Genomic DNA, 20,695 nt, shown 5'->3' on the forward strand with positions numbered 1-20,695 from the left:
TAAGCAAAGGAGGCATCTCATTGCCCGTTCCTCAAAATTTTAAAGCGCCGGCACGTATTTCTGCAAAAGAAAAAGCGCTCACACAAATTCAACGCTGGATTGTTGACGGAACGCTTCAGCCGGGAGAAAAATTGCTGGAAGCGGAACTGAGCGAATCGCTTGGTGTGAGTCGTACGCCGATCCGCGAAGCTTTTCAACTGCTTGAAGTACAAGGGCTGGTTGCTACTTATCCAGGGAAAGAAACGAAAGTGACAGGAGTCGAAAAAGGCGATATTCTTAAGTTGTATTCGACTTTGGCGGCATTACATGCTTCAGCTGCGGAAGTGGCTGCAGAGCTTATTTCTCCACAGCAAATCCAACGTCTGATCGATTTGAACGCAGAATTTGCACATGCGGTGAGCAGTGACCAACCGTATTTGGCGATGGAGACCGACGAAGAATTTCACAAGGTTATCGTGGAACTTTCGAATAATCCGTACACGGCAACGTTCAGTGATTCGCTTCAAGTACATATCCGTCGATTCAAATACGTGTTTTTGCAGCAACCGATCGATTCGACGCAAGCTTCGGTAGACGAACACGTCGCGATTATTGCGGCTTTTCAAAATCGAGATGCCGCCGCTGCACATGAAGCCATGAAAAAAAACTTAATCCGTCCTATGCGTGAACTGGAACACCTGATTGATACTTTCAATTGATAGGAGCTAATCCACATGGAAAACAACAACGAAACCAAAAAAGACCTGAGAATCCGCAGTAAAGTGATCAGCGAAGGCGCAAACCGCGTACCGAACCGTGCGATGCTGCGTGCTGTAGGTTTTACCGACGAAGACTTCAAAAAACCGATGATCGGCGTAGCCAGCACATGGAGCGAAGTCACGCCATGTAATATGCACATCAACGACTTGGCTTTCCAAGCGAAAAAAGGCGTTAAAGACAGCGGCGGCGCGCCACTCGTGTTCAATACGATTACGGTATCCGACGGTATTTCGATGGGTCACGAAGGTATGTTGTTCTCGCTGCCAAGCCGTGAAGCAATCGCCGATTCGATCGAAATCGTAGCGGGCGCGGAACGTTTTGACGGGATTGTAGCTGTAGGCGGATGTGACAAAAATACACCGGCTTGCCTCATGGCAATCGGACGTCTGAACGTACCTTCTGTGTATGTATACGGCGGCACGATCCAACCGGGTATCTTGGACGGCAAAAAAGTCGATATCGTATCGGCATTCGAAGCTGTTGGTCAATATCAGGAAGGCAAGATCACGGACGAAGAATTGAAACAAGTCGAATGTAGCGTATGCCCGGGCCCTGGCGCTTGCGGCGGTATGTACACAGCGAATACGATGGCTGCTTCTGCGGAAGCGATGGGGATGAGTCTTCCGGGTTCGTCTTCGACGCCTGCGATTTCTCCAGATAAAGCCGACGAGTGTGAAAGAGCGGGAGCGGCAGTTCTTAACTTGCTGGAAAAAGACATCTATCCTCGCGACATCATGACCAAAGAAGCTTTCGAAAATGCGATCACAGTCGTTATGGCTCTTGGCGGTTCGACTAACGCATTCTTGCACTTGCTTGCAATGGCGCATTCGGTTGACGTCGACCTGACGTTGGACGATTTCGAACGTATCCGTCTGCAAGTGCCGCATTTGGCTGACTTGAAACCAAGCGGTCTGCACGTTATGCAAGACTTGAACGATATCGGCGGCGTACCGGGCGTCATGAAATTGCTGCTCGAAAAAGGACTGCTGCATGGCGATTGCATGACAGTAACCGGACGTACATTGGCAGAAAACCTTGCGGATATGCCATCGCTGCAAGAAGGGCAAGACGTGATTCGTCCATTCGACAACCCACTCAAGCCAAACGGCCCATTGGTTGTATTGAAAGGTAACTTGGCTCCGGACGGAGCGGTAGCGAAAATGTCGGGTATGAAAAAATCCCGCTTTACCGGCCCGGCAAAAGTCTATGACAGCGAGGACGAAGCAACAGAAGCGATCATGAAAGACGAGATCAAAAAAGGCGACGTGCTGGTTATTCGTTATTGCGGACCTAAAGGCGGCCCAGGTATGCCGGAAATGCTTTCGGTTACTGCGATGATCGTCGGTAAAGGTCTGGGCGGCGAAGTCGCATTGATGACAGACGGACGTTTCTCCGGCGGTTCGCACGGTTTCGTAGTGGGTCACGTTTCGCCGGAAGCGCAAGTCGGAGGACCAATCGGCCTGCTTCGTACAGGCGATATGGTCACTTTCGATAGCGAAAGCCGTGAAGTGACCATGGACGTGAGCGAAGAAGAATTGGCGGCACGTAAGAACGCTTGGGTACAACCACCGCTGAAAGTAAAAACAGGCGTACTGGCAAAATACGCACATCTGGTTTCTTCCGCTTCCAAAGGCGCGGTAACCGATCTGTTCGAGTAATTGCTGATGAATGAGAAAGAAAAAGCAGCGGCGGGTCTGTTATACGATAACAATAACGACCCGCAACTGATTCGCGAACGCAATTATTGCAAATCGCTTTGTTTTGAACATAATCAGTTGAATCCGCTAAAAATTACCGAGCGAGAAGAGATGATTCGGAATATTGTCGCAGAAGCCAAAGGACCGTTTGTCATCGAACAACCTTTTTATTGCGATCTGGGTTATCATATCGAGCTTGGACGGAATTTTTTTGCGAATCATAATTTAGTGATTTTGGACTCGGCAAAAGTGACTTTCGGAGACAACGTATTTATCGGTCCGAACTGCGGATTTTACGCAGCGGGTCACCCGCTTGATGTCGAACAACGTAACGCAGGGTTAGAGTATGCGTATCCAATCACCGTTGGCGACAACGTCTGGTTTGGAGGACATGTCTCGGTATTGCCGGGTGTGACGATTGGTTCGGGAAGCGTGATTGGAGCGGGTAGCGTGGTGAACCGCGATATTCCGCCGGGCGTCATCGCCGCGGGTAATCCATGCCGCGTGATTCGCGAAATTACGGAAGAAGATCGAAATAAATACAATCGAGATTGAGTATAAAAAGAAAGACGTATATCCGCTTAGGCGGATGTACGTCTTTTTTGTTGAAGCAAGCTTGACATGAAACGCGTTTCAACATGTACCATTAACTCGAATCTTAATAAATGATCTTTATAAAGTGTGGAAATAGAGGAGGAGTAAGATGTTTAAGTTGATTGTGAGCGATTTGGATGGAACTTTTTTGAATGCTACAGGTGGGTTTAACCGACAGCGATTTGCAAACGTCTATGCGCAGATGAAACAGCAGGCAATTGAATTTGCCGCTTGTACAGGGAAACAATGTGAGCGAGTCGAAGAACTTTTTGCAGGATTTGAAGGGATCTGGATTCTGGGAGATAGTGCAACCCGAATCAAGCGAGATGGGAAAGTGATACAAGAATTTACGCTAGAGCGTGAACTCGCACTGCAATCGATTCAAGAAATTGAAGAGTTCGATCAAGAGATGATTGTGATTGCGTGTACAGGCGATGCCGCTTATGTGTATGATACGTTGAATGAAGAAGACTACCGCCTTGTCAAAAGTTCGTACCGTGAAGTGATTAAAGTTTCTTCATTTGACCAAGTGCCAGGCGCATTTGTTAAAGTCACAGTGTTCGATGCAAAAGGACGCACTGCAGAGCTTCGACGCAAGATTGAACATACCCTTGGCGGGAAAATATACATGGTCGATTCCGAACCGCGTTGGCTAGATATTGCCGCGCTCGGTACACATAAAGGAGAAACGGTCACTAAGCTACAGCATAGGCTAGGCATTACGCGGGAAGAAACGATTGCTTTTGGCGACGGAGAAAATGATATCGAACTGATGCAGATCGCCGAGTTCAGCTTTGCTGTGCGTAATGCGTGTGAGAATACGAAAGAAGCTGCGGCTTTTGTGACCCGATCCAATGATGAAGATGGCGTGCTTATGACGATAGAGAAACTTCTGAAGTTGCAGCCCAGCTTGCATGTTTAATTCTTTTTTCTGAAAAAATCGAATTTGATCACGTAATCAAAAAGGAGTGTAATTGCAGTAGCTCCCAGCGGAATCATCGCATAAGCCCATGGTGGATTAACGGGTGATTCGCCTTCAGGAGCTTGGATCAGAATCGCATATAAGACAAAGCAATAGAGAACAGCGACAATAATCCCCGTAATATTTCTTGGTTTTTTCTCTTTTTTCATTTGGCTGTACCTCCTTCATGCCGTAGATTCACTCATTTTTAGCTCCTCTTTTATTAAGCGTATCTTCAGTGGATAAAGTTTGTTTTTATAGCTAAAAGGTACAAACAAAATAGAAAGAACGAGGTATGATAGGAACATCAACGATATTCGGTAGGGAGGAGGCATAAACGATGAAAAAAGCACTGGGGTTGTTCGCGGTGGTTGGATTGTTATCGATTGTTATGGGTTGCGTTGCGGATAATGATCACGATATGAATGATATGGATATGGACGACGCAGAGCATCAACAGATGGATCATGATGAAACTGACGATGATTAAGTAGAGATTTGGCGTATGGAAAAGCCCTGCGAGTTAGAAATTTCTAACTCGCAGGGCTTTTTGGTGACTTGTTATGATAAAAATCGATTTACGCGTTGACTGTTTTTTCTTCGTTGGAACGAACTTCAATCGTAGCCTCACTACCTCGTTGCACCTTTTTAATAAAGAACGAGAGCAATAACCCGACCACGCCAATACCTACGATAACCAGATACGCATCGTTGATCCCGGAAATTTGAGCTTGCGTTGCAATCTGAGCCGGATCTGTACCGTTTTGCATCATTTCAGCGGCATGAGATTTCGCGCGATCCGACATGACGGTAACAAGCAGCGATGTACCGATAGCACCAGCAACTTGACGCGTTGTATTGCTGATTGCCGTACCGTGCGCATTCAGACTTGGCGGCAATTGATTCAGCCCGGCAGTCTGAAGCGGCATCATCATGAACGCCATTCCGATTCGGCGAGCGGTAGACATCAAGACCAAATACGTGTAACTTGTGGTATCTGTCAAATTAATGAAGCCAAGCGTTGTCGCGATAACAATTGCCATACCGATGATCGTCAGCCATTTGGCACCGTATTTATCGAACAATCGTCCGGTGATCGGCATTAACAGCCCCATTAATAAAGCACCCGGCAATAATAACAATCCTGACTCGATCGCCGTATAGCCGCGAGCATTTTGCAAATACAGAGGAAGTAGCATCATATCCGCATACATAATCATTGTAACTGCAATACTGATCACAATCGTTAATGAAAACATATTAAAGCGGAAAGTGCGAAGGTCAAGCAGCGGCGATTTCATTCGCAATTGCCGAACGCAGAAAATGACCAGACCAACCACGCCGATTGCGATCATGATCAGCACTTCAGAGCTAGACCAACCGAGACTTCCTGCGCGGCTAAATCCGTACAACAAAGCGCCAAAACCAATCGTTGATAAGATTACGCTGATTGCATCGAATTTGACATGTTGACGTTCACCTACATTACGCAGATAGATGAAGCCAAGTACGATAACGAGTAAAGCGAGCGGGATCATCGCATAGAACATCGTTTCCCATGAATAATTTTCAAGCGTATAGCCTGCAAGCGTTGGACCGATTGCGGGTGCGACGATAATCGCAAGACCAACCAATCCCATCGCGGAGCCACGTTTTTCAGGAGGGAACAAGGCAAGAATAACGTTCATCAACAGAGGCATAATAATCCCTGCGCCAGCGGCTTGGATCAATCGTCCAGTCAGCAGTACGGGAAAATCATTGGCAAGCGCCGATACCGTTGTACCCACCAAAAAGATCATCATTGCCGTTTGGAAAAGTTGGCGTGTCGAGAATTTTTGCATCAAATACGCGGTGATCGGAATCAAAACGCCATTCACAAGCAGATAACCCGTGGTTAACCATTGTGCGGTTGCAGCGGTAATATCAAAGTCTTTCATCAGTTCCGGTGTTGCCACGCTCATCAGCGTCTGGTTTAGCGTCGTCAGGAAAGCACCCAGAATCATGATAAACATAATCGGGCCTTTTTTGATCGAAGCTGTAGATAATATCGCGGTACTACTCAATTGTTCTCCGTCCTCTCGTTTCTGGGCTAGACTTTTTTTACATTGTGTCGGATAATCAACAATACATAAAACAGATTATAATCATCTGATGTGTATCGATACAAGCAACAGTTTTTGTGAAAACGTCAATTAAATCTCGTAAATCATCAGAATGTTGTTTAACTTTTGAATAATCGACAAAATTTTTAAAAGTGTAAATTTAAACATATAAGGAGAAACCGTGATGGCAGAAAGCAACAAAACCAAAATCGACCCTCGGGTAGTGCGAACTCGTCAATTGTTGAAACATGCGTTAATCGAGCTGCTGCAAGAGATGGAGCCTGAGAAGATTACTGTGAATCGGATTGCGGAAAAAGCGACGATTAACCGTGTAACCTTCTATCTGCATTATCGGGATATTCAAGATATGATGGAGAAGATGGCAGACGAAATGGTAGAAGCGATCAAACTTGCGATGACGAAAACAGTTGAGGAAAAGAAAACGGGTAGCGACGATGTGATTTTGCTTGGGTTGCTTGAACATATCGCGGAAAATGCCAGTTTCTATAAAGTCATGATTGGCTCGTATCGAATTCCGATTTTCCAAGAAAAATTGAAAGATATTTTTGTGCAAAAAATAACAGAAGGCGTGGCAAAACGTTCACTCCAAGAACATGGCATTCAGCAAGACTTCGCGATTTGGTTTGGTTCGTCGGCTCTGCTGGGCACGATTGTTTCTTGGCTCCGTAACGATATGCCTTACTCTCCGCAGTTTTTGGCGCGTCAATTCGCGTTGCTTCTTCGCCGGGGAGATTTGGAGCTTCTCGAAAAGTCTACGTTTTGATTCAACAAAAATCCGCTGCGAAAAGTTCGCAGCGGATTTTTTTATTTCTTTTAGAAGTGGAGATTGCCGTATTATTTTTTTGCCTTTAAATCAATTTGAAGTTCAAGGTTTTTCAAATATTGCTTGTTATCGTTTTTAAGCAGGTAAGGTTTGATTGTAATGAATTTCGTTTTGGCAAGATCGGCTCCGTAGTTGGACATCCCGACCATTTTGTTTCCTTCTTGCGTAGCTTGTCCGCCAATCACATCAAGAGCATGACCGCGATCATCGACAAGTTCGTAGCCGCTAGGAAGCAAAGCTTTTTGTTGTTCTTCTGCGGACATTTGATTTGCGTTCAGTTCAAGCGTCGTATTTAATTGTACCGTCGATGCGGTTACGTTCAAGCGATCAATATTCAACGTATACTTTTGATCCGAAACGGTAGGCCCAGGAGTAAGTTTGAATTCATAACCGGTAACAATGCGCTCGAAAGGAACCGTCGCTTGAAGCGGCTGCGTTTGATTTTGGATCGAAATATTAAGCCGTGCTTCGAAATCAAGACCTAAGGCATCGGCTTCTTTGGCATCAAGCGGTCGGTTGGCTAGAAGCGTATACGTACCGTTACCTTGATCAATCGGCTTCTCGTAAAAGAATCCGTCTAATTTCTTGCCACCGATCTCTAAAGTGATATTTTCTACTTGACCTTCGAAGTCGCTGGTGTTTGAAACTCCCGGTAGAGTCAGATCAAGAGCTACTGCGATTCTGGAACCGTCAAAGATCGTTTCTTTGATATTCATTTTCGTATTTCCCACGGCAGCTGTAGCATGAACCATTAATCCTTGTTGACGTTCTCCCGCTGTACGCAGACCTTCGTCTCCTTTAATTTTGGTAAACAAGCTACCGATCAATGGAATTTCGCGAATGGTATCTGCCATAGCAGGCGAAGCGAATCCCGAAGCAAATACCCCGCTAGAAATTACAATGACAGAAGCGGCAGTCCACATCAAGCGATTCATATGACGTTTCATTGCAAAGCGCGGGCGTGCCGATACAGGTGTCGCTGCAACTGTTTGTTCAGGTAACGAAGCATAAGTGTCATCTAAACGAGAGCGGACGAATGGAGAGATCGGTGGCGTGTTTTCCCCAGCTTTTTTGAGATGAAGCTCCAATGGATGGTTGTTAGACGGATTCATAATTTATTCCCCTTTTCATCGGAATTTGAAATTTTTTCATTAAAGCAGTTCTTGCTCGCATCAATCTTGTTTTCACGGCGCTTTCTGTGAGATTGAGCGTCTCGGCAACTTGCGTGATACTCATATCTTCAAAGTAATGCAAAATGATCACGGTACGTTGTTTTTGTTCCAAACGATCCACAGCGTCTCGCATATCTACGCCGTCATAATCGTTTCCTTTTGCTGCGACGATCGGGAAATCCGAGACAGTGACGGTTCGGTTACGACTTCGAAGCAAAGTGTTACATTCGTTGATTAAAATCCTAAAAAGCCAGGTTCGAAAAAATTGCGGGCTGTGTAAGTCTGAGATTGCACGGTAAGCTTTAAGTATCGTTTCTTGCAATACATCTGCGACATCTTCTTCTTTTCTCAACATCGACCATGCCATACGGTGAAGCGCTTCTTCATGTTGCCGCATCAACTCGACAAAAGCGTCGCGGTCGCCATGTTGGGCTCGTTGTACCCATTCTTCATTTTCCAAAGCGTATCGTCCTTTCTTCTTTTTGGATAACTATTAGAGTGCGCAAGCTGCCGATCGGTTACATTTGATTTCATCATAAACGAAAAAAAGTTTAAAAGTCAGATACGAAAGGCATGGGACGAAAAAAAGCGGCGATTCGCATGAGGTGCGAATCGCCGCTGTAGATCAATTAAAATCCAATTTTATACGTTGCGAACAAGCATGGATTTATGGTGCGAGAATGTCTCAAAGCTTTGACGACCGTGATACGAACCCATACCGCTATCGCCGACCCCGCCGAATGGCAGTTCATGCGAACTCATATGCAGCAAGGTTTCATTTACACAACCGCCGCCGAAAGAAACGTTATTCAATACAAGGTCTTGCACCTGTTGGGCGCGAGTGAAGAGATACAAAGCCAAAGGTTTTGGACGGTCTACGATTTTTTCGATCACTTCGTCCAAGTCGGTATAGGTCATCATAGGCAAGATCGGTCCAAAAATTTCTTCTTGCATGATTGGCGAATCCCAAGTAATACCTTGAAGCAAAGTAGGCTCGATCATCAACTGTTCACGATCCGAACGTCCACCGATGACTTTTTCACCATTCTCCAAAAACGCATTCAATCGATCGAAGTTTTTTCCGTTTACGATATGCGGGAAGTCCGGATTTTGCATCACGTCTTCGCCGTGCTTATTCGTAATTTCTTGACGGAGTTCTTCAATAAACGCATCGCGTACATCTTCATGTACAAGCAGATAGTCCGGTGCTACGCAAGTCTGACCTGCATTGAGGAACTTACCGCGAACGATACTTTGCGCTGCGCTTTTGAGATTGGCATCGGCATGTACGATTGAAGGGCTTTTTCCCCCAAGCTCAAGGGTAGTCGGTGTCAAATGTTCAGCAGCAGCGCGCATCACGACTTTGCCGACCTGTGTGCTACCTGTAAAGAAGATATAATCGAATTTTTCGCGCAATAGCTCGGTACTTGTCTCAACTTCACCTTCCATTGCTGCAAAGAACTCTTCCGGGAAATACTCACGAATCAGCTCAGCGCTGATTTTAGAGACAGTAGGTGTGAGTTCAGAGGGTTTCAATACAACGGTGTTCCCTGCGGAGATCGCACCGACGATTGGAGAAAATGCGAGCTGGAACGGATAGTTCCAAGGCGCGATCACCAGTGTTACGCCATAAGGTTCCGGATGGATTTTGCTTGTACCGTCCGGAATCTGATCAGAAGTCGGTACCGTGCGAGGCAGCACCCATTCTTCAAGACTTTTCAATGTATAATCGATTTCTCCGAGGACTAAGCGAATTTCTGTATAAAAACCTTCGCCTTCGGATTTGTTAAGATCGGCGCGCAAAGCACTTAGGATACGTTCTTGATAAGTCTCAATACCGCTGCGGAGACGTTTGAGCGCATCGATTCGGTAAGCGACCGATTTGGTTTCTCCTGTACGGAAAAATTTACGTTGTTTCTCTACTAATTCTTTGGCACTTAGTGTAGTTGTTGTCATTTCAATCGCTCCTAAACATTTTAAATTTCTTATCATTTAATTGTTATAAACTTATATTTGAAATTATAAACGCCGCTTGACTCCTTCACAATAACCAGAAACGCCCCAATTGCGGCTTATGCCACAAATGAGGTAAAGTTGGGGTGCGATAAACAAGGAGGAGAATTTTTATGCCAACATTTGCTGATCTACCCGAGAAAATCGATCCTAGGATTGTGCGAACACGAAATATGCTGAGGGACGCTTTAATCGAATTATTGAAAGAAAAATCGTACGACAAGATTACGATCTCGAATATCACCGAACGAGCAGGCGTTAATCGAAAAACTTTTTATCTTCATTACGAAACGAAAGACCATTTGCTGCAAAAGGTGACGGATCAGATTTTAGACGAAATGCTTGGCGAAGCGGAGAAAGCGCAACCTGTTGATCTATCGATTGACGAGATGCAGCAAGATATAGCAGGGCAGATTTTTACTTATGTGAAAAAGCACCGTACTTTTTTCGAGGTAATGTTCGAACGAAAAGCAATGACCGACTTTGTTCAATATATGAAGCGGTATTTTGCCCGTTTTTATGAAAAAAAGTTCGCTGATCTGGATGAAAGTCGATTGCCGGTACAAAAAGACGTGATTGCAAGTTATATCGGTTCGGCTTATGTGGGCGTTATTCATGGTTGGCTCAATGACGGAATGAAGCAGACACCCGAAGAAATGACACAGCAGATGATGTTGCTTAATATGCAAGGCCCAATTCAGACAGTGAAAAATTCACAATAGAAAAACAAAATTAAAATCAAAACCAACGAAAAACGTAGATCGAACGTTTGATAGATATAAAGCTATTCAACAAGGAGGAAATAGAGTGCGGTTAAAAAACTTGAAAGAACTTATGCTGCTCCCTGAGCGCGAAATTTTGCTAAACCGGTGGGCAAAGATCGGTGGCGTTGATGTGTTATTACTGACAATCACGTCGGAGAATGGAATGAACAAATTGTGGACGCTTCAAAAATTTCCGGAAAAATCGAATCAAGAAAACGATTCTAACGACCAGCAACCTTATCTGAGTCAAATGATCATTCAAGGACAGACTATGACTTTTTCCTCATCGGAATCTACGTTTTGTATACCTGGGCATCACGATATCGAGATGAAACTTCAACATTTTGCCGAAACAGGAGTTGATCTTGAAGCTTTCTCAGACGTTCGGTTGAAGCAGTTATTTTTGACTTGTCACGAGCAAGATGCAAATGAATCTTTCCCGAACATTGATCCAAGCCAAGAATTGGACGTCATTATAAAATTGAATAGTTATTACCGCCAAATTCCGATACAAATCGAGCCGATCGTACTGGAATTTGAAGAATTCCCAAACAAAATTAAATACACGTATTACGATTCCTTTTATAAGCAAGATCGAGTTTTCTATATTCATGCTCTGAAACGTCATGATATTTGGGAAGAAGTAGAAAATACGCTTGAGCAGCAATTGCCCGAAGAAATGAGTGAAGAAGAATGGGCAGCATTCAAAAAACAATATACTCAGAATATGGAGGGGATATGTTCCAGAGATCAAGACTTGGCGATCATCGAATATCAATCAGAAGGTAATGTTCAGTTGAATTTTCATGTTCAAAGTTCTTTAAGAGAAAAAGCTTCGTCATCCGAATACGCACACAGCACGATGTTTTTTTCGTTAAAACAAAGAGTAGGGGATGACGGATTACCTGTTCAAATAGAATCTCTTGTTCCAGTAGACAAAAAATTTAAAGGGAATGTGATGATTAAACTTCTTTCTTATTATATGGAGATACCGGAAGAAGAAATCAAAGTCCATTAAGCAAAAATAAATATTTAAGGCAATGAAAAATTCACAATAGTAAATCTAAAATCGAAACCTGAAAAAATTAAAAGAAAAGGTGGAAACCAATGAACCAAACCTTATATGAAAAGCTTCTATCTATGGATAACGAAGTGGAGCAATTTTTGACTTTATATCATAAGCTGCACGCCAATTATTCAAAAGAAGCTAGACAACGATTTGATAGCGAGACGGTAGGGTTTTCACATGAATCGTTAATTTTACTGAAAGCATGCAGTCAAATTGGGTTGACCGGCTTTGGCGAAATATATTTTTCCGATGATAACAATGATCAGCAGATTAGTTCGTATTCATTGTTTATTGAAGAATCTGCGGAAGATCTTTTAAAACGCTATGTCTTATTTTATGTTTTTTGCAGCCGTGAAGAGTTACTGGATCATATTGCTCGATATATTGAATTTAGCGAAAGCTTAGAGAAGGGCTTGAGCCTTTTAAAAAGTCTACAAAAGCCTGCTACTTCACTTCAATTAGAGGCAGGCTTTGAAGAATTAGTATTAAACACAATGAACGGCAAAGCAGATCTTTCTTTCACCCAAGCTGCAACTTTAGTTGTAGCGATGGACTACTCAAACGGGAAATACATATATTTTGAATTTCGCGAAGATGTGGCGCATCGAATCGAAGAATTACGTACTGAGTTCTATGATTGGATGTATACACGAAAAGGAATTCAGCCGTTTAGAATCGATCGTTTCGCTCTTTATCAAGGAGAGATTGTAGATAAAGGCTGGTACTACATCCAATCTCACCATGATTTCGTAAATTGGATAAATGTTATGGTATACAAAGAGCGCGTCGGACGTAAAAAGGTAGATCAATCCGCCCAAGAACTTATCGCCATGATATCTTTTTAAAACCAATAGGCAATCGAACGTACAGGAAAACTATTGCAATACCGATCAAAATCACGCCCATAAAAGCAGGAGCAGCATGACCCAGCCATACATACAATTGACCTCCAACGACCGGACCACCAATACGCGCTAAGGCTTGGATAGATTGACTGCCTCCTTGAATCCGTCCTTGTTCGTGATCGTCGACTGATTTGGACAACATTCCGTTGAACGAAGGGCCGAAGATCGAATCACCGAAGCCGAATACGAATAGTCCTGCGATCAGTAGCGGATAATAGGCGAATATAGCAGAGAGTGCGATCAGCAGGTAAGCCACCATTTCGGCAATCATCCCGAGCATCGCGATTTTGGAATCGGTTAGCTTTTTGAGCAGCACCGGCATTAGAAGAGCTTGCGATAAAATATCTTGAACTCCGATGATCGAGAACATGACTCCGATAGCGGTAGGCTGCCAGCCGAACCCATCGATGGTGAACTGAGGAAGAATCGATTGGAAAGAACCGTTAGGCAGCCAAAGTAAAAAAGCGGTGATAAACAGTCTTTGTAGAGGTTTGACAGAAAGTACACTTCCAAGTTGAATAAACGGATTTAATCGAGCGGCTGTGATCTTTTTTAGACGTTGCTCTGACTTTAGCGTTTCTGGCATGATGACTAATCCCAGCAAAAATGTAAGCAGAGTTACAGCCGCTCCGGCAAACATCGGAACCGCATATCCATAATGAGCAAGCAAACCTCCAATAACAGGACCCAGAATCGTTCCGACGCCTGCCATTGCACCGACCCAACCAAAGTAACGAGTGCGTTGTTCGCGAGGCGTAATATCAGCAAAGTAAGCAAACAACATCCCGATACTGCCACCGGTGATTCCTTCAATGATCCGTCCAACGAACAACACCCACAATGCACCACCGATTCCGAACACCGCATATCCGATAGCAGAACCGAGTAAGCAAAGCAGCAGCAAAGGACGACGCCCGAAGCGATCACTCAGCGCACCGATTGCAGGAGCAGCGAGGAATACACATGCGGCGTAAATCGCCATCAGTAACGTCACCATTGTCGCTTGGTCGGCAGCGTTATGTACGTAAGGCTGAATAAGGAACGGAACGACAGGGGAGATGATCGTGAATCCTACTCCGCAAAGAAATACAGCAAGCAAACCGAAAAATAAAGCTTTTTTGTCGATAGGTGGAGAAGAATGATTTGTGTTGGAAGATGAGGACATAAGGTGAACACTCCTTCAAGATGATTTTTAGTTTCCTAAGAAACAATATCATCATAAGACCATTTTGTTTCCTTGTCAACAAAAATAATAAACCGCTTTTCTATAAGAATAGAAAAACGGTTTATCTCTAGTTAAGACTTGATCTGATCTTCAGGTGTAATCCCTTGTTTATGAATTTCATGATCCAAATGCTGACGATAAAGATCGAGAAAATGAAAGATCGTCTCATACTGTGCATCTGATATATGTTCAAATACTGCATCGTCTCGCTCACGAAAAGATTGGTGCAACCCTTCGTGAATCTCAAACACTTCTTGTCCTTGCGGCGTTAGTTTGAAATAAATTTCTTTCTTGTTCTCTGCACTCTGATAACTTTCAATCAATCCTTTGTCCAATAACTTCTTCGTAATTTTACTAATCGCTCCCCGCGTCATATAAAAAGCATCCGCGAGCTTCGTGACATTGGAATCTTCATGCTTACCGATATATTCGATACAATGAACCTCGGAAGATTTATGACCTTTCAACTTTTCTTCCATTTCCCCGCGATTCAACCACACGAGCTTATTGAATACATGACCGAACTCCTCTAGCAGTTGTTCTTGTTTACTCATTGGTAATCCTCCCATTCTATACACCCACACACCCGATCTATGTTATAAATTTAATTATATGCAAGATTTGTTTCCTTTACAACAAAAAAGGCGACTACATAAGTAGCCGCTCTTTTTATTTAAACTGTATAAAACTCTGACGCAAAACGTAACTGGGAAGCAAGGAGACGGAGGGGGAATTCAGTGTAGTCAAATCTTTTCGAAGAAAAGATACTTCGGAAGCATATGCTTGGAATGTTCGCCTTTGAACTTGGGAAAATCCAAACAAAAAATTCCAATCCAGTTTTCCCGAGTTCAACACGCGACCGAAACGAATTTACCCCGTAGTCTCCTTACTTCCCCACAACCGTAACTTTTTCGATGTCTAAAATCTAACCAAGCTGCACCCTAGAATGTCGACGATACCAAATCGCACTCCCAATCGCAATCAAAGCAAAGATCGACAATCCCCAATAAATATTCGAATACGCCGTAGACATCGGAAGCGCATGCTGCCATTCCATCGCAGTCGTCGCCATTGCCACGCTAAAAGCTCCGCTGAAGAATTGCAACAATTGGAATAGACCCATACCCGAACCGATCGAAGATTCAGGAAGCACACGCGAAATTTCATTCGATAAGCTGCTGGAAAGCGCAGTGAACGAAATACTTAAAATCATATAAATGATCATTGCAGCTACCCACGACTGTGTAATAAATAGCGCAAACAACAAAGTTGAAGTCAACAATAGCGGCGGACCGAAACGCAAGATGCCGTGGTTCCCGTATCGGTCAATAATTTTACCGATTTTACGCGATGCGACGATCGCAAGTAATGAACCCGGGAAAATAACAAGACCCGCATGACCCACAGTAAACTCGAAGTTTCTCGTTAAGATCTGTGGCAGCATGAACAACGTCGAGAAGTTACATACATAAGCCGTCATTCCAGCCAATGCCAATAACAAATATTTGCGATTCCCGAACAGAGAAGGTAACACGAACGGATCAGGCGTTAAGCAAATCCGAACAACGAACAAAGCAAGTGCCACAACCCCGAGTACAAGCAATGCCCAGATCTGATTCGTTAAGAACAGAAGAAGACTTGTAATTCCGACAGCAAGCAGCACGCCGCCGATCGCATCGAAAGAACCGCGTTTCGGTAATTCTTTTGGCAACAACCAAGCGAATAAAGGAAGTAGCAAAAGTACGATCGCAGTAATCGCAAACAACCAATGCCAGCTTAGATTTTCAACAATCAGACCGCCGACAACCGGACCTAAGCCCAGACCCAGTGCAACCGCAGACATAATCGTTGCCATCGCCGAACCTCGGCGCTCTAGAGGTATGTAGCGAGTGAACAAGACCATTGCAAGCGATACCGTACCGCCGGCTCCGGAAGCTTGAATAATTCGGCAAATCAGCAGAACCATAAAGCTTTGACTGAAAAATCCGATTACGCCGGCTCCGCCCAAAGCGATAAGCCCGATCATTAACAATCGGCGCAGCGGGACAAAGTCAGATAATCGGCTAAACGTGATCGACGAGATCGCAAACATAATCGAATATCCCGTTACAATCCACGAAGCCGCCGTTGCAGAAATTTGAAAATCGGAAGTGATACCGGGTAATGCCATATTAAACATTGCCGTGTTCATGACGACCAGAATAACCGCGATGCTAAAGACAAGTACCGTCAATCCTTCACGATTTAAAGATACTTGATGTTCGGTTTGCGGGGCTTCTGCCGCATAAGAAGGTTCAGTAGTTTTCAAAATCCATTCTCCTTTTTCTATAGTTCGGTAATTAACGAACCATTGAAGTATAGCAGGAGAATAAGCTAAAATACAATTGAAACTTGAAAATTTGATTTCGAAAAAAGGAGTAACACATATGAAACTTTTGCATCATCCTTCTCGCGACGATCTGATGTTACCTACCGTACTTTATGCGCTAAGCGATCCGATCCGTCTACAAATTGTTTCTCAGATCCATCAAGGCGGCGAACAAGCTTGCAAAAATTTCGAAGTTTCAATCGCCAAGTCTACCTTTTCCCAGCATGCACGCATGCTAAGAGAAGCTGGCGTCACCCATACCAGAGTCGTAGGTACCCATCGTTTGTTATCTCTCCGTACTGAAGACTTGGAAGCTCGTTTTCCAGGGTTACTTCATGCTGTGCTAAGTAGTTACGAATCGAATCTACAGGAACATTTGTCCAAATAAAAGTCAAATGATGCAAACTTTCTATAAATCTTTATCTATAAGTTCTATCAACTATTTCCTTGTAAGCGAAAGGCATTTTGAACTGAAATAAGAGTTGACGAAAATTAAGTTTTGAAATGTATTATAGAAGATTTCTATAGGAACTTTATGACATTGACTTTGTTTTCCAAACTTTGATAGCATGGCAATTAATTTAGAATTCCTATCCAATCACCCGGATATAACATGACCATGTAAAGGAGGCTTTTGGAGATGATGCAGCCCGATTGCCTTTTTCCTACATTAGAAGATGCACTGTTGCATCAGACACCTGGAACTATTGCTAGAATTGACGAAGTTCAAGACGATCTTTCATTTGTTCTTTTCCGCGCCGTAGGTGAGCAAGAAGGTCCAGTAGTATGGATTCAAGCCGCTGTACACGGAGATGAACATGACGGTGTGATTGCATGTATACGTCTTTTGTCGGAATTATCTTTGCATCGTCTACGAGGAAGTTTGATCGTGTGCCCAGTCGCGAATGCGTCTGCGCTGCTTGCTGGAACCAATGCCAGCCCGATCGATGGAATCAATTTAAACCGCGTTTTTATCGACACCTCAGAAGAACATCAAGAAGCAAGCCAAACCTATTCCTACCGTTATGGACAATTTTTCGCTGACAAGATCAAGAACAATGCCAACCTATTTATCGACCTACATGGAGGCGGACAATATTTGGATGTTACCTCATTCGCGATGGTCGCCAAAAATCATGAACAAGCGTATGAGACTGCACTGAACGTGTTAAAAGACACACCGCTCGTCGCGATTTATCATTGTCCTTCCAGCAGCAAAGGCATGCTTATTAACGAAATCTGCCGGGCGGGTATTCCGTCGATTTTGTTAGAAAACGGAGGCGGAAGTAGCTGGGAAGAACCTGCGGTCGAAAAGCATCTGGAGATCGTACGTACCCTCCTACATAACTTTGAGTCTTACTCTTTTGCAACATCCGACTTTGATACTGCACAGCGTTACTTGGATTTAACTACCGCTCATATCGATGATGTCGTTGAACTTCGGTTCGAAGTAGACGGGGTCCGCACGTTTCGAGAGCAAGTCGGCAAAGTCGTCAAACAAGGAGATCTTTTACTCGAAACTTTGGACTATCCTTCGTTTACCGAGCAACAACTGATCTGCCCAATTCCTTACGGTATCATTTTATCTATTCATACCGCTTCTTCTGTCCACAAAGGCGGATACGCGGTTATGCTTGGAAAATTTTCATAAAAAATAAAAGGTTATGGGGGCTGTATATGTTGAAGAAAAGCAGATTTTTTATGAGTTTGACCTTGTTGGCGGCGTTGACGGCTGGATGCTCGACCGTAAGTAAAGAGCCTGCAGCAACAGGGGAATCAACACCGGGGACAGCAGCGGAGCAGAATTTGGATATTACGATCGGTCGTGCTTTTGACGTAAGCGGTCTTGATCCAGGATTTTTGACTGAAAATGCACAAGTGGTGGACAACATCTTCGATACCTTGGTCAAACGCGACGAGAACGAGAAATTGATTCCGGGTCTTGCAACAAGCTGGAAACAAGTTGACGATCTGACTTGGGAGTTCAAATTGCGCGAAGGCGTAAGTTTCACGAACGGCGAACCCTTCAATGCGGAAGCCGTTAAATATTCGCTTGACCGAGTCATCGATCCGGCTAGCAATGCACCGACAGCAAGTTATGTATCGACCATCGATAAAGTTGAAGCCATTGATGATTACACGGTACATGTAATTACGAAAAAACCAGATCCGCTGATCCCGACACGGTTTAACCGATACCCAACTGAAGTCGTGCCTCCGAAATATGCCGAAGAAGTAGGACAAGAAGAATTTGCGCAAAAACCGATCGGTACAGGTCCTTACAAATTCGTAAGCTGGGATAAAGGCAGTAATGTCGTGTTAGAAGCGAATGCCGATTATTGGAACGGAGCACCTGAAGTTAAAAAAGTAACATTCCGCTCGATTCCTGAAGCTTCGACGCGTGTGAGCGCTTTGTTAAACGGGGAAGTCGATATCGTAACCGGCGTATCTCCAGAAGATCGCAGCAAAATCGAATCGTCTTCGAATGCGCGTCTGTCTACGGTAGAGCGTGCAGGCAACACCGTCTATGTTGGATTTAAAACAGACGTAAAACCATTCAACGATCCAAAAGTACGTCAAGCGTTGAACTACGCGATTGATGTCGATACGATTGTCGATAAAGTGCTTCAAGGCGCTGCGGTACGTACCAACAGCTTGATCGGACCGAAAGACTTCGGTTACGCTGGCGAACCGGAAGGTTACAACTACGATCCAGAAAAAGCAAAACAACTGCTTGCTGAAGCGGGTTATCCAGATGGATTTTCGATCACACTGGATACCGTAAGCTGGTATATCAAAAATACAGACGTGGCTCAAGTTATCGCGGAGCAATTGAAAGCCGTTGGCGTTACCGTAAAAGTCAATAACGTCGAAAGTTCCGTATATCGCACGCTTGTACCTGCAGGCAAACAATCCGATATGTATGTACTCGGTTGGAGCAGTACGAATACGCTAGATGCGGATGCTGCAATCTATGCGATCCTGCGCTCGGGCGAATCGTATTCGACGTATCATAACGCGGATGTGGATGCCAAGCTGGATGAAGCAAGATCGTCTACGGATGAGAATAAACGCACAGAGCTATACAAAGAAATTCAAGACGAAGTCATCAAAGATGCGCCGCGTATTTTCTTGTATCAAGAAAATCAATACTACGGTGTATCGGATTCTCTGAACTGGGATGGTAGAGTCGACACTTCGATTCAAGTCTCGACGATCACCGCAAAAACGCAATAATGACAACTATGCAAAAGTTTTGGCTTAAGCCGGATAGGAGGTAGACAGCCGTGAAACGTTATGTACTCAAGCGTCTGGGACAGGCACTTCTTGCTGTGATCGGCGCGGCAACGATTGTATTCTTCATTATCCGGCTGTCGGGCGATCCCGCCCGGCTGATGTTGCCACCGGAAGCCAGCGAAGATCAAGTGACGGCGCTGAGACAAAGTCTCGGCTTTGATCGTCCGGTATGGATGCAATATATCGATTATCTCAAAAATTTAGTCACCGGCGATCTAGGCAACTCTCTTTATTACAAAGATTCAGCTCTGAAAATGGTGCTTGAACGTATGCCTGCAACGATCGATCTGGCAGTATTCGCGATTATTATCGCGGTTGCCGTCGGGTTGTTAGTTGGCATTTTGTCGGCGTACTACAAAAACAGCATCATTGATTATCTACTCAATGGTTGGATCTTTTTAACCCAGTCTTTACCGGTCTTTTGGATCGGTATCGTGCTGATTTTGATTTTTGCCGTGAATCTGCACTGGTTACCGACATCCGGTAATCGCGGGCTTGAATCGATTATTCTTCCAGCATTGACTCTAGCTGCGTATCCGATTGCTCCAATCGCAAGGACGATGCGCGCTTCGCTGATTGAAGTCATGGAGCAAGGTTATATGGTCACTAGTCAAGCTCAAGGATTTTCCAAGCGCAGACGAATCTTCAAACGCGGATTGAAAAATGCACTGCTTCCCGTCGTCACCGTTATCAGTTTGGAATTCGGGGTCATGATCGCAGGCGCGGTTGTTACCGAAACGATCTTTTCTTGGCCCGGCGTGGGTCAGTTGATTATCCAAGCCGTAAGTAATCGAGATTTCCCATTGGTTCAAGCCAGTATTTTAGTCGTCAGCATTTTGTATATTACGCTGACGCTCGTAACAGATTTGATCTATCATCGTATCGATCCACGTATCAAGGTTCGATGAATGAAGTGAGGCATACG

21 protein-coding genes are annotated in these 20,695 nt (G+C 44.3%); 13 read left to right on the forward strand and 8 right to left on the reverse strand.

Annotated elements, in window-relative coordinates:
- The first annotated feature begins 20 nt into the window (after nucleotides 1-20).
- The 4 genes from NOM90_RS01025 (at nucleotide 21) to NOM90_RS01040 (ending at nucleotide 3,972) form a co-directional block, all read left to right on the forward strand.
- Nucleotides 21-698, forward strand: a complete 678-nt coding sequence (locus tag NOM90_RS01025; RefSeq protein ID WP_255939325.1) for a GntR family transcriptional regulator — start codon at nucleotides 21-23, stop codon at nucleotides 696-698.
- Nucleotides 699-713: 15 nt separating this feature from the next.
- Nucleotides 714-2,417 carry a dihydroxy-acid dehydratase gene (ilvD, locus tag NOM90_RS01030; RefSeq protein ID WP_255939326.1) on the forward strand — a complete coding sequence of 568 codons (1,704 nt, stop codon included), beginning with the start codon at nucleotides 714-716 and terminating at the stop codon, nucleotides 2,415-2,417.
- A gap of 6 nt (nucleotides 2,418-2,423) precedes the next feature.
- Nucleotides 2,424-3,011, forward strand: coding sequence for a sugar O-acetyltransferase (locus NOM90_RS01035; RefSeq protein WP_255939327.1), 588 nt, complete (start codon nucleotides 2,424-2,426; stop codon nucleotides 3,009-3,011).
- 148 nt (nucleotides 3,012-3,159) lie between these two features.
- Nucleotides 3,160-3,972: an HAD-IIB family hydrolase gene (locus NOM90_RS01040; protein ID WP_255939328.1), complete on the forward strand. Its 813-nt coding sequence runs from the start codon at nucleotides 3,160-3,162 to the stop codon at nucleotides 3,970-3,972.
- Here the strand turns inward: NOM90_RS01040 and NOM90_RS01045 are convergent.
- Entirely contained in the window at nucleotides 3,969-4,181 is a 213-nt protein-coding gene (locus NOM90_RS01045; protein ID WP_255939329.1) for a hypothetical protein, read from the reverse strand. The two genes, NOM90_RS01040 and NOM90_RS01045, sit on opposite strands and share 4 nt — an antisense overlap.
- A gap of 170 nt (nucleotides 4,182-4,351) precedes the next feature.
- Here NOM90_RS01045 and NOM90_RS01050 point away from each other — a divergent pair, with 170 nt between their 5' ends.
- The gene (locus NOM90_RS01050; protein ID WP_255939330.1) at nucleotides 4,352-4,501 is read left to right on the forward strand and encodes a hypothetical protein; all 150 of its coding nucleotides are present in this window, start codon (nucleotides 4,352-4,354) and stop codon (nucleotides 4,499-4,501) included.
- An 88-nt stretch (nucleotides 4,502-4,589) separates the two neighbouring features.
- Here NOM90_RS01050 and NOM90_RS01055 read toward each other — a convergent pair whose 3' ends face one another.
- Nucleotides 4,590-6,023: a DHA2 family efflux MFS transporter permease subunit gene (locus tag NOM90_RS01055; protein ID WP_255940502.1), complete on the reverse strand. Its 1,434-nt coding sequence runs from the start codon at nucleotides 6,021-6,023 to the stop codon at nucleotides 4,590-4,592.
- A 274-nt stretch (nucleotides 6,024-6,297) separates the two neighbouring features.
- Here NOM90_RS01055 and NOM90_RS01060 point away from each other — a divergent pair, with 274 nt between their 5' ends.
- Nucleotides 6,298-6,897 (forward strand): TetR/AcrR family transcriptional regulator, encoded by a 600-nt coding sequence (locus NOM90_RS01060; protein ID WP_255939331.1) that lies wholly within the window; start codon nucleotides 6,298-6,300, stop codon nucleotides 6,895-6,897.
- A 71-nt stretch (nucleotides 6,898-6,968) separates the two neighbouring features.
- Here NOM90_RS01060 and NOM90_RS01065 read toward each other — a convergent pair whose 3' ends face one another.
- The 3 genes from NOM90_RS01065 to NOM90_RS01075 form a co-directional block, all read right to left on the reverse strand.
- On the reverse strand, nucleotides 6,969-8,069 hold the full coding sequence (locus NOM90_RS01065; RefSeq protein WP_255939332.1) for a DUF4179 domain-containing protein: 1,101 nt from the start codon (nucleotides 8,067-8,069) through the stop codon (nucleotides 6,969-6,971).
- Nucleotides 8,056-8,589, reverse strand: coding sequence for a sigma-70 family RNA polymerase sigma factor (locus tag NOM90_RS01070; RefSeq protein ID WP_255939333.1), 534 nt, complete (start codon nucleotides 8,587-8,589; stop codon nucleotides 8,056-8,058). The genes NOM90_RS01065 and NOM90_RS01070 overlap by 14 nt, the downstream gene beginning before the upstream one ends.
- Before the next feature lie 182 nt (nucleotides 8,590-8,771).
- On the reverse strand, nucleotides 8,772-10,085 hold the full coding sequence (locus NOM90_RS01075) for an aldehyde dehydrogenase (protein ID WP_255939334.1): 1,314 nt from the start codon (nucleotides 10,083-10,085) through the stop codon (nucleotides 8,772-8,774).
- 170 nt (nucleotides 10,086-10,255) lie between these two features.
- Here NOM90_RS01075 and NOM90_RS01080 point away from each other — a divergent pair, with 170 nt between their 5' ends.
- The 3 genes from NOM90_RS01080 to NOM90_RS01090 all read left to right on the forward strand — a co-directional run bounded on the left by NOM90_RS01080 (nucleotide 10,256) and on the right by NOM90_RS01090 (nucleotide 12,820).
- Complete coding sequence (locus NOM90_RS01080; protein ID WP_255939335.1) at nucleotides 10,256-10,864, forward strand: TetR/AcrR family transcriptional regulator; 609 nt, start codon at nucleotides 10,256-10,258, stop codon at nucleotides 10,862-10,864.
- 85 nt (nucleotides 10,865-10,949) lie between these two features.
- Nucleotides 10,950-11,924 (forward strand): hypothetical protein, encoded by a 975-nt coding sequence (locus tag NOM90_RS01085; RefSeq protein WP_255939336.1) that lies wholly within the window; start codon nucleotides 10,950-10,952, stop codon nucleotides 11,922-11,924.
- An 89-nt stretch (nucleotides 11,925-12,013) separates the two neighbouring features.
- Nucleotides 12,014-12,820 carry a hypothetical protein gene (locus NOM90_RS01090; protein WP_255939337.1) on the forward strand — a complete coding sequence of 269 codons (807 nt, stop codon included), beginning with the start codon at nucleotides 12,014-12,016 and terminating at the stop codon, nucleotides 12,818-12,820.
- Here NOM90_RS01090 and NOM90_RS01095 read toward each other — a convergent pair.
- The 3 genes from NOM90_RS01095 to NOM90_RS01105 all read right to left on the reverse strand — a co-directional run bounded on the left by NOM90_RS01095 (nucleotide 12,798) and on the right by NOM90_RS01105 (nucleotide 16,413).
- A complete protein-coding gene (locus NOM90_RS01095; protein ID WP_255939338.1) occupies nucleotides 12,798-14,045 on the reverse strand; it encodes an MFS transporter in 1,248 nt (415 codons plus the stop codon). The two genes, NOM90_RS01090 and NOM90_RS01095, sit on opposite strands and share 23 nt — an antisense overlap.
- Before the next feature lie 131 nt (nucleotides 14,046-14,176).
- Nucleotides 14,177-14,659, reverse strand: a complete 483-nt coding sequence (locus NOM90_RS01100) for a MarR family winged helix-turn-helix transcriptional regulator (protein ID WP_255939339.1) — start codon at nucleotides 14,657-14,659, stop codon at nucleotides 14,177-14,179.
- 371 nt (nucleotides 14,660-15,030) lie between these two features.
- A complete protein-coding gene (locus NOM90_RS01105) occupies nucleotides 15,031-16,413 on the reverse strand; it encodes an MFS transporter (RefSeq protein WP_255939340.1) in 1,383 nt (460 codons plus the stop codon).
- A gap of 118 nt (nucleotides 16,414-16,531) precedes the next feature.
- Between NOM90_RS01105 and NOM90_RS01110 the strand changes: the two genes are divergently transcribed.
- From NOM90_RS01110 to NOM90_RS01125, 4 genes are all read left to right on the forward strand, one after another.
- On the forward strand, nucleotides 16,532-16,861 hold the full coding sequence (locus tag NOM90_RS01110) for an ArsR/SmtB family transcription factor (RefSeq protein WP_255939341.1): 330 nt from the start codon (nucleotides 16,532-16,534) through the stop codon (nucleotides 16,859-16,861).
- Nucleotides 16,862-17,113: 252 nt separating this feature from the next.
- Nucleotides 17,114-18,124, forward strand: coding sequence for a M14 family metallopeptidase (locus tag NOM90_RS01115; protein ID WP_255939342.1), 1,011 nt, complete (start codon nucleotides 17,114-17,116; stop codon nucleotides 18,122-18,124).
- Nucleotides 18,125-18,174: 50 nt separating this feature from the next.
- Complete coding sequence (locus NOM90_RS01120) at nucleotides 18,175-19,710, forward strand: ABC transporter substrate-binding protein (protein ID WP_255939343.1); 1,536 nt, start codon at nucleotides 18,175-18,177, stop codon at nucleotides 19,708-19,710.
- Between the two features lie 50 nt (nucleotides 19,711-19,760).
- On the forward strand, nucleotides 19,761-20,678 hold the full coding sequence (locus tag NOM90_RS01125; protein ID WP_255939344.1) for an ABC transporter permease: 918 nt from the start codon (nucleotides 19,761-19,763) through the stop codon (nucleotides 20,676-20,678).
- Nucleotides 20,679-20,695 lie beyond the last annotated feature (17 nt).

It is taken from the genome of Saccharibacillus sp. JS10 (assembly GCF_024436065.1).
Classification (GTDB): Bacteria; Bacillota; Bacilli; order Paenibacillales; family Paenibacillaceae; genus Saccharibacillus.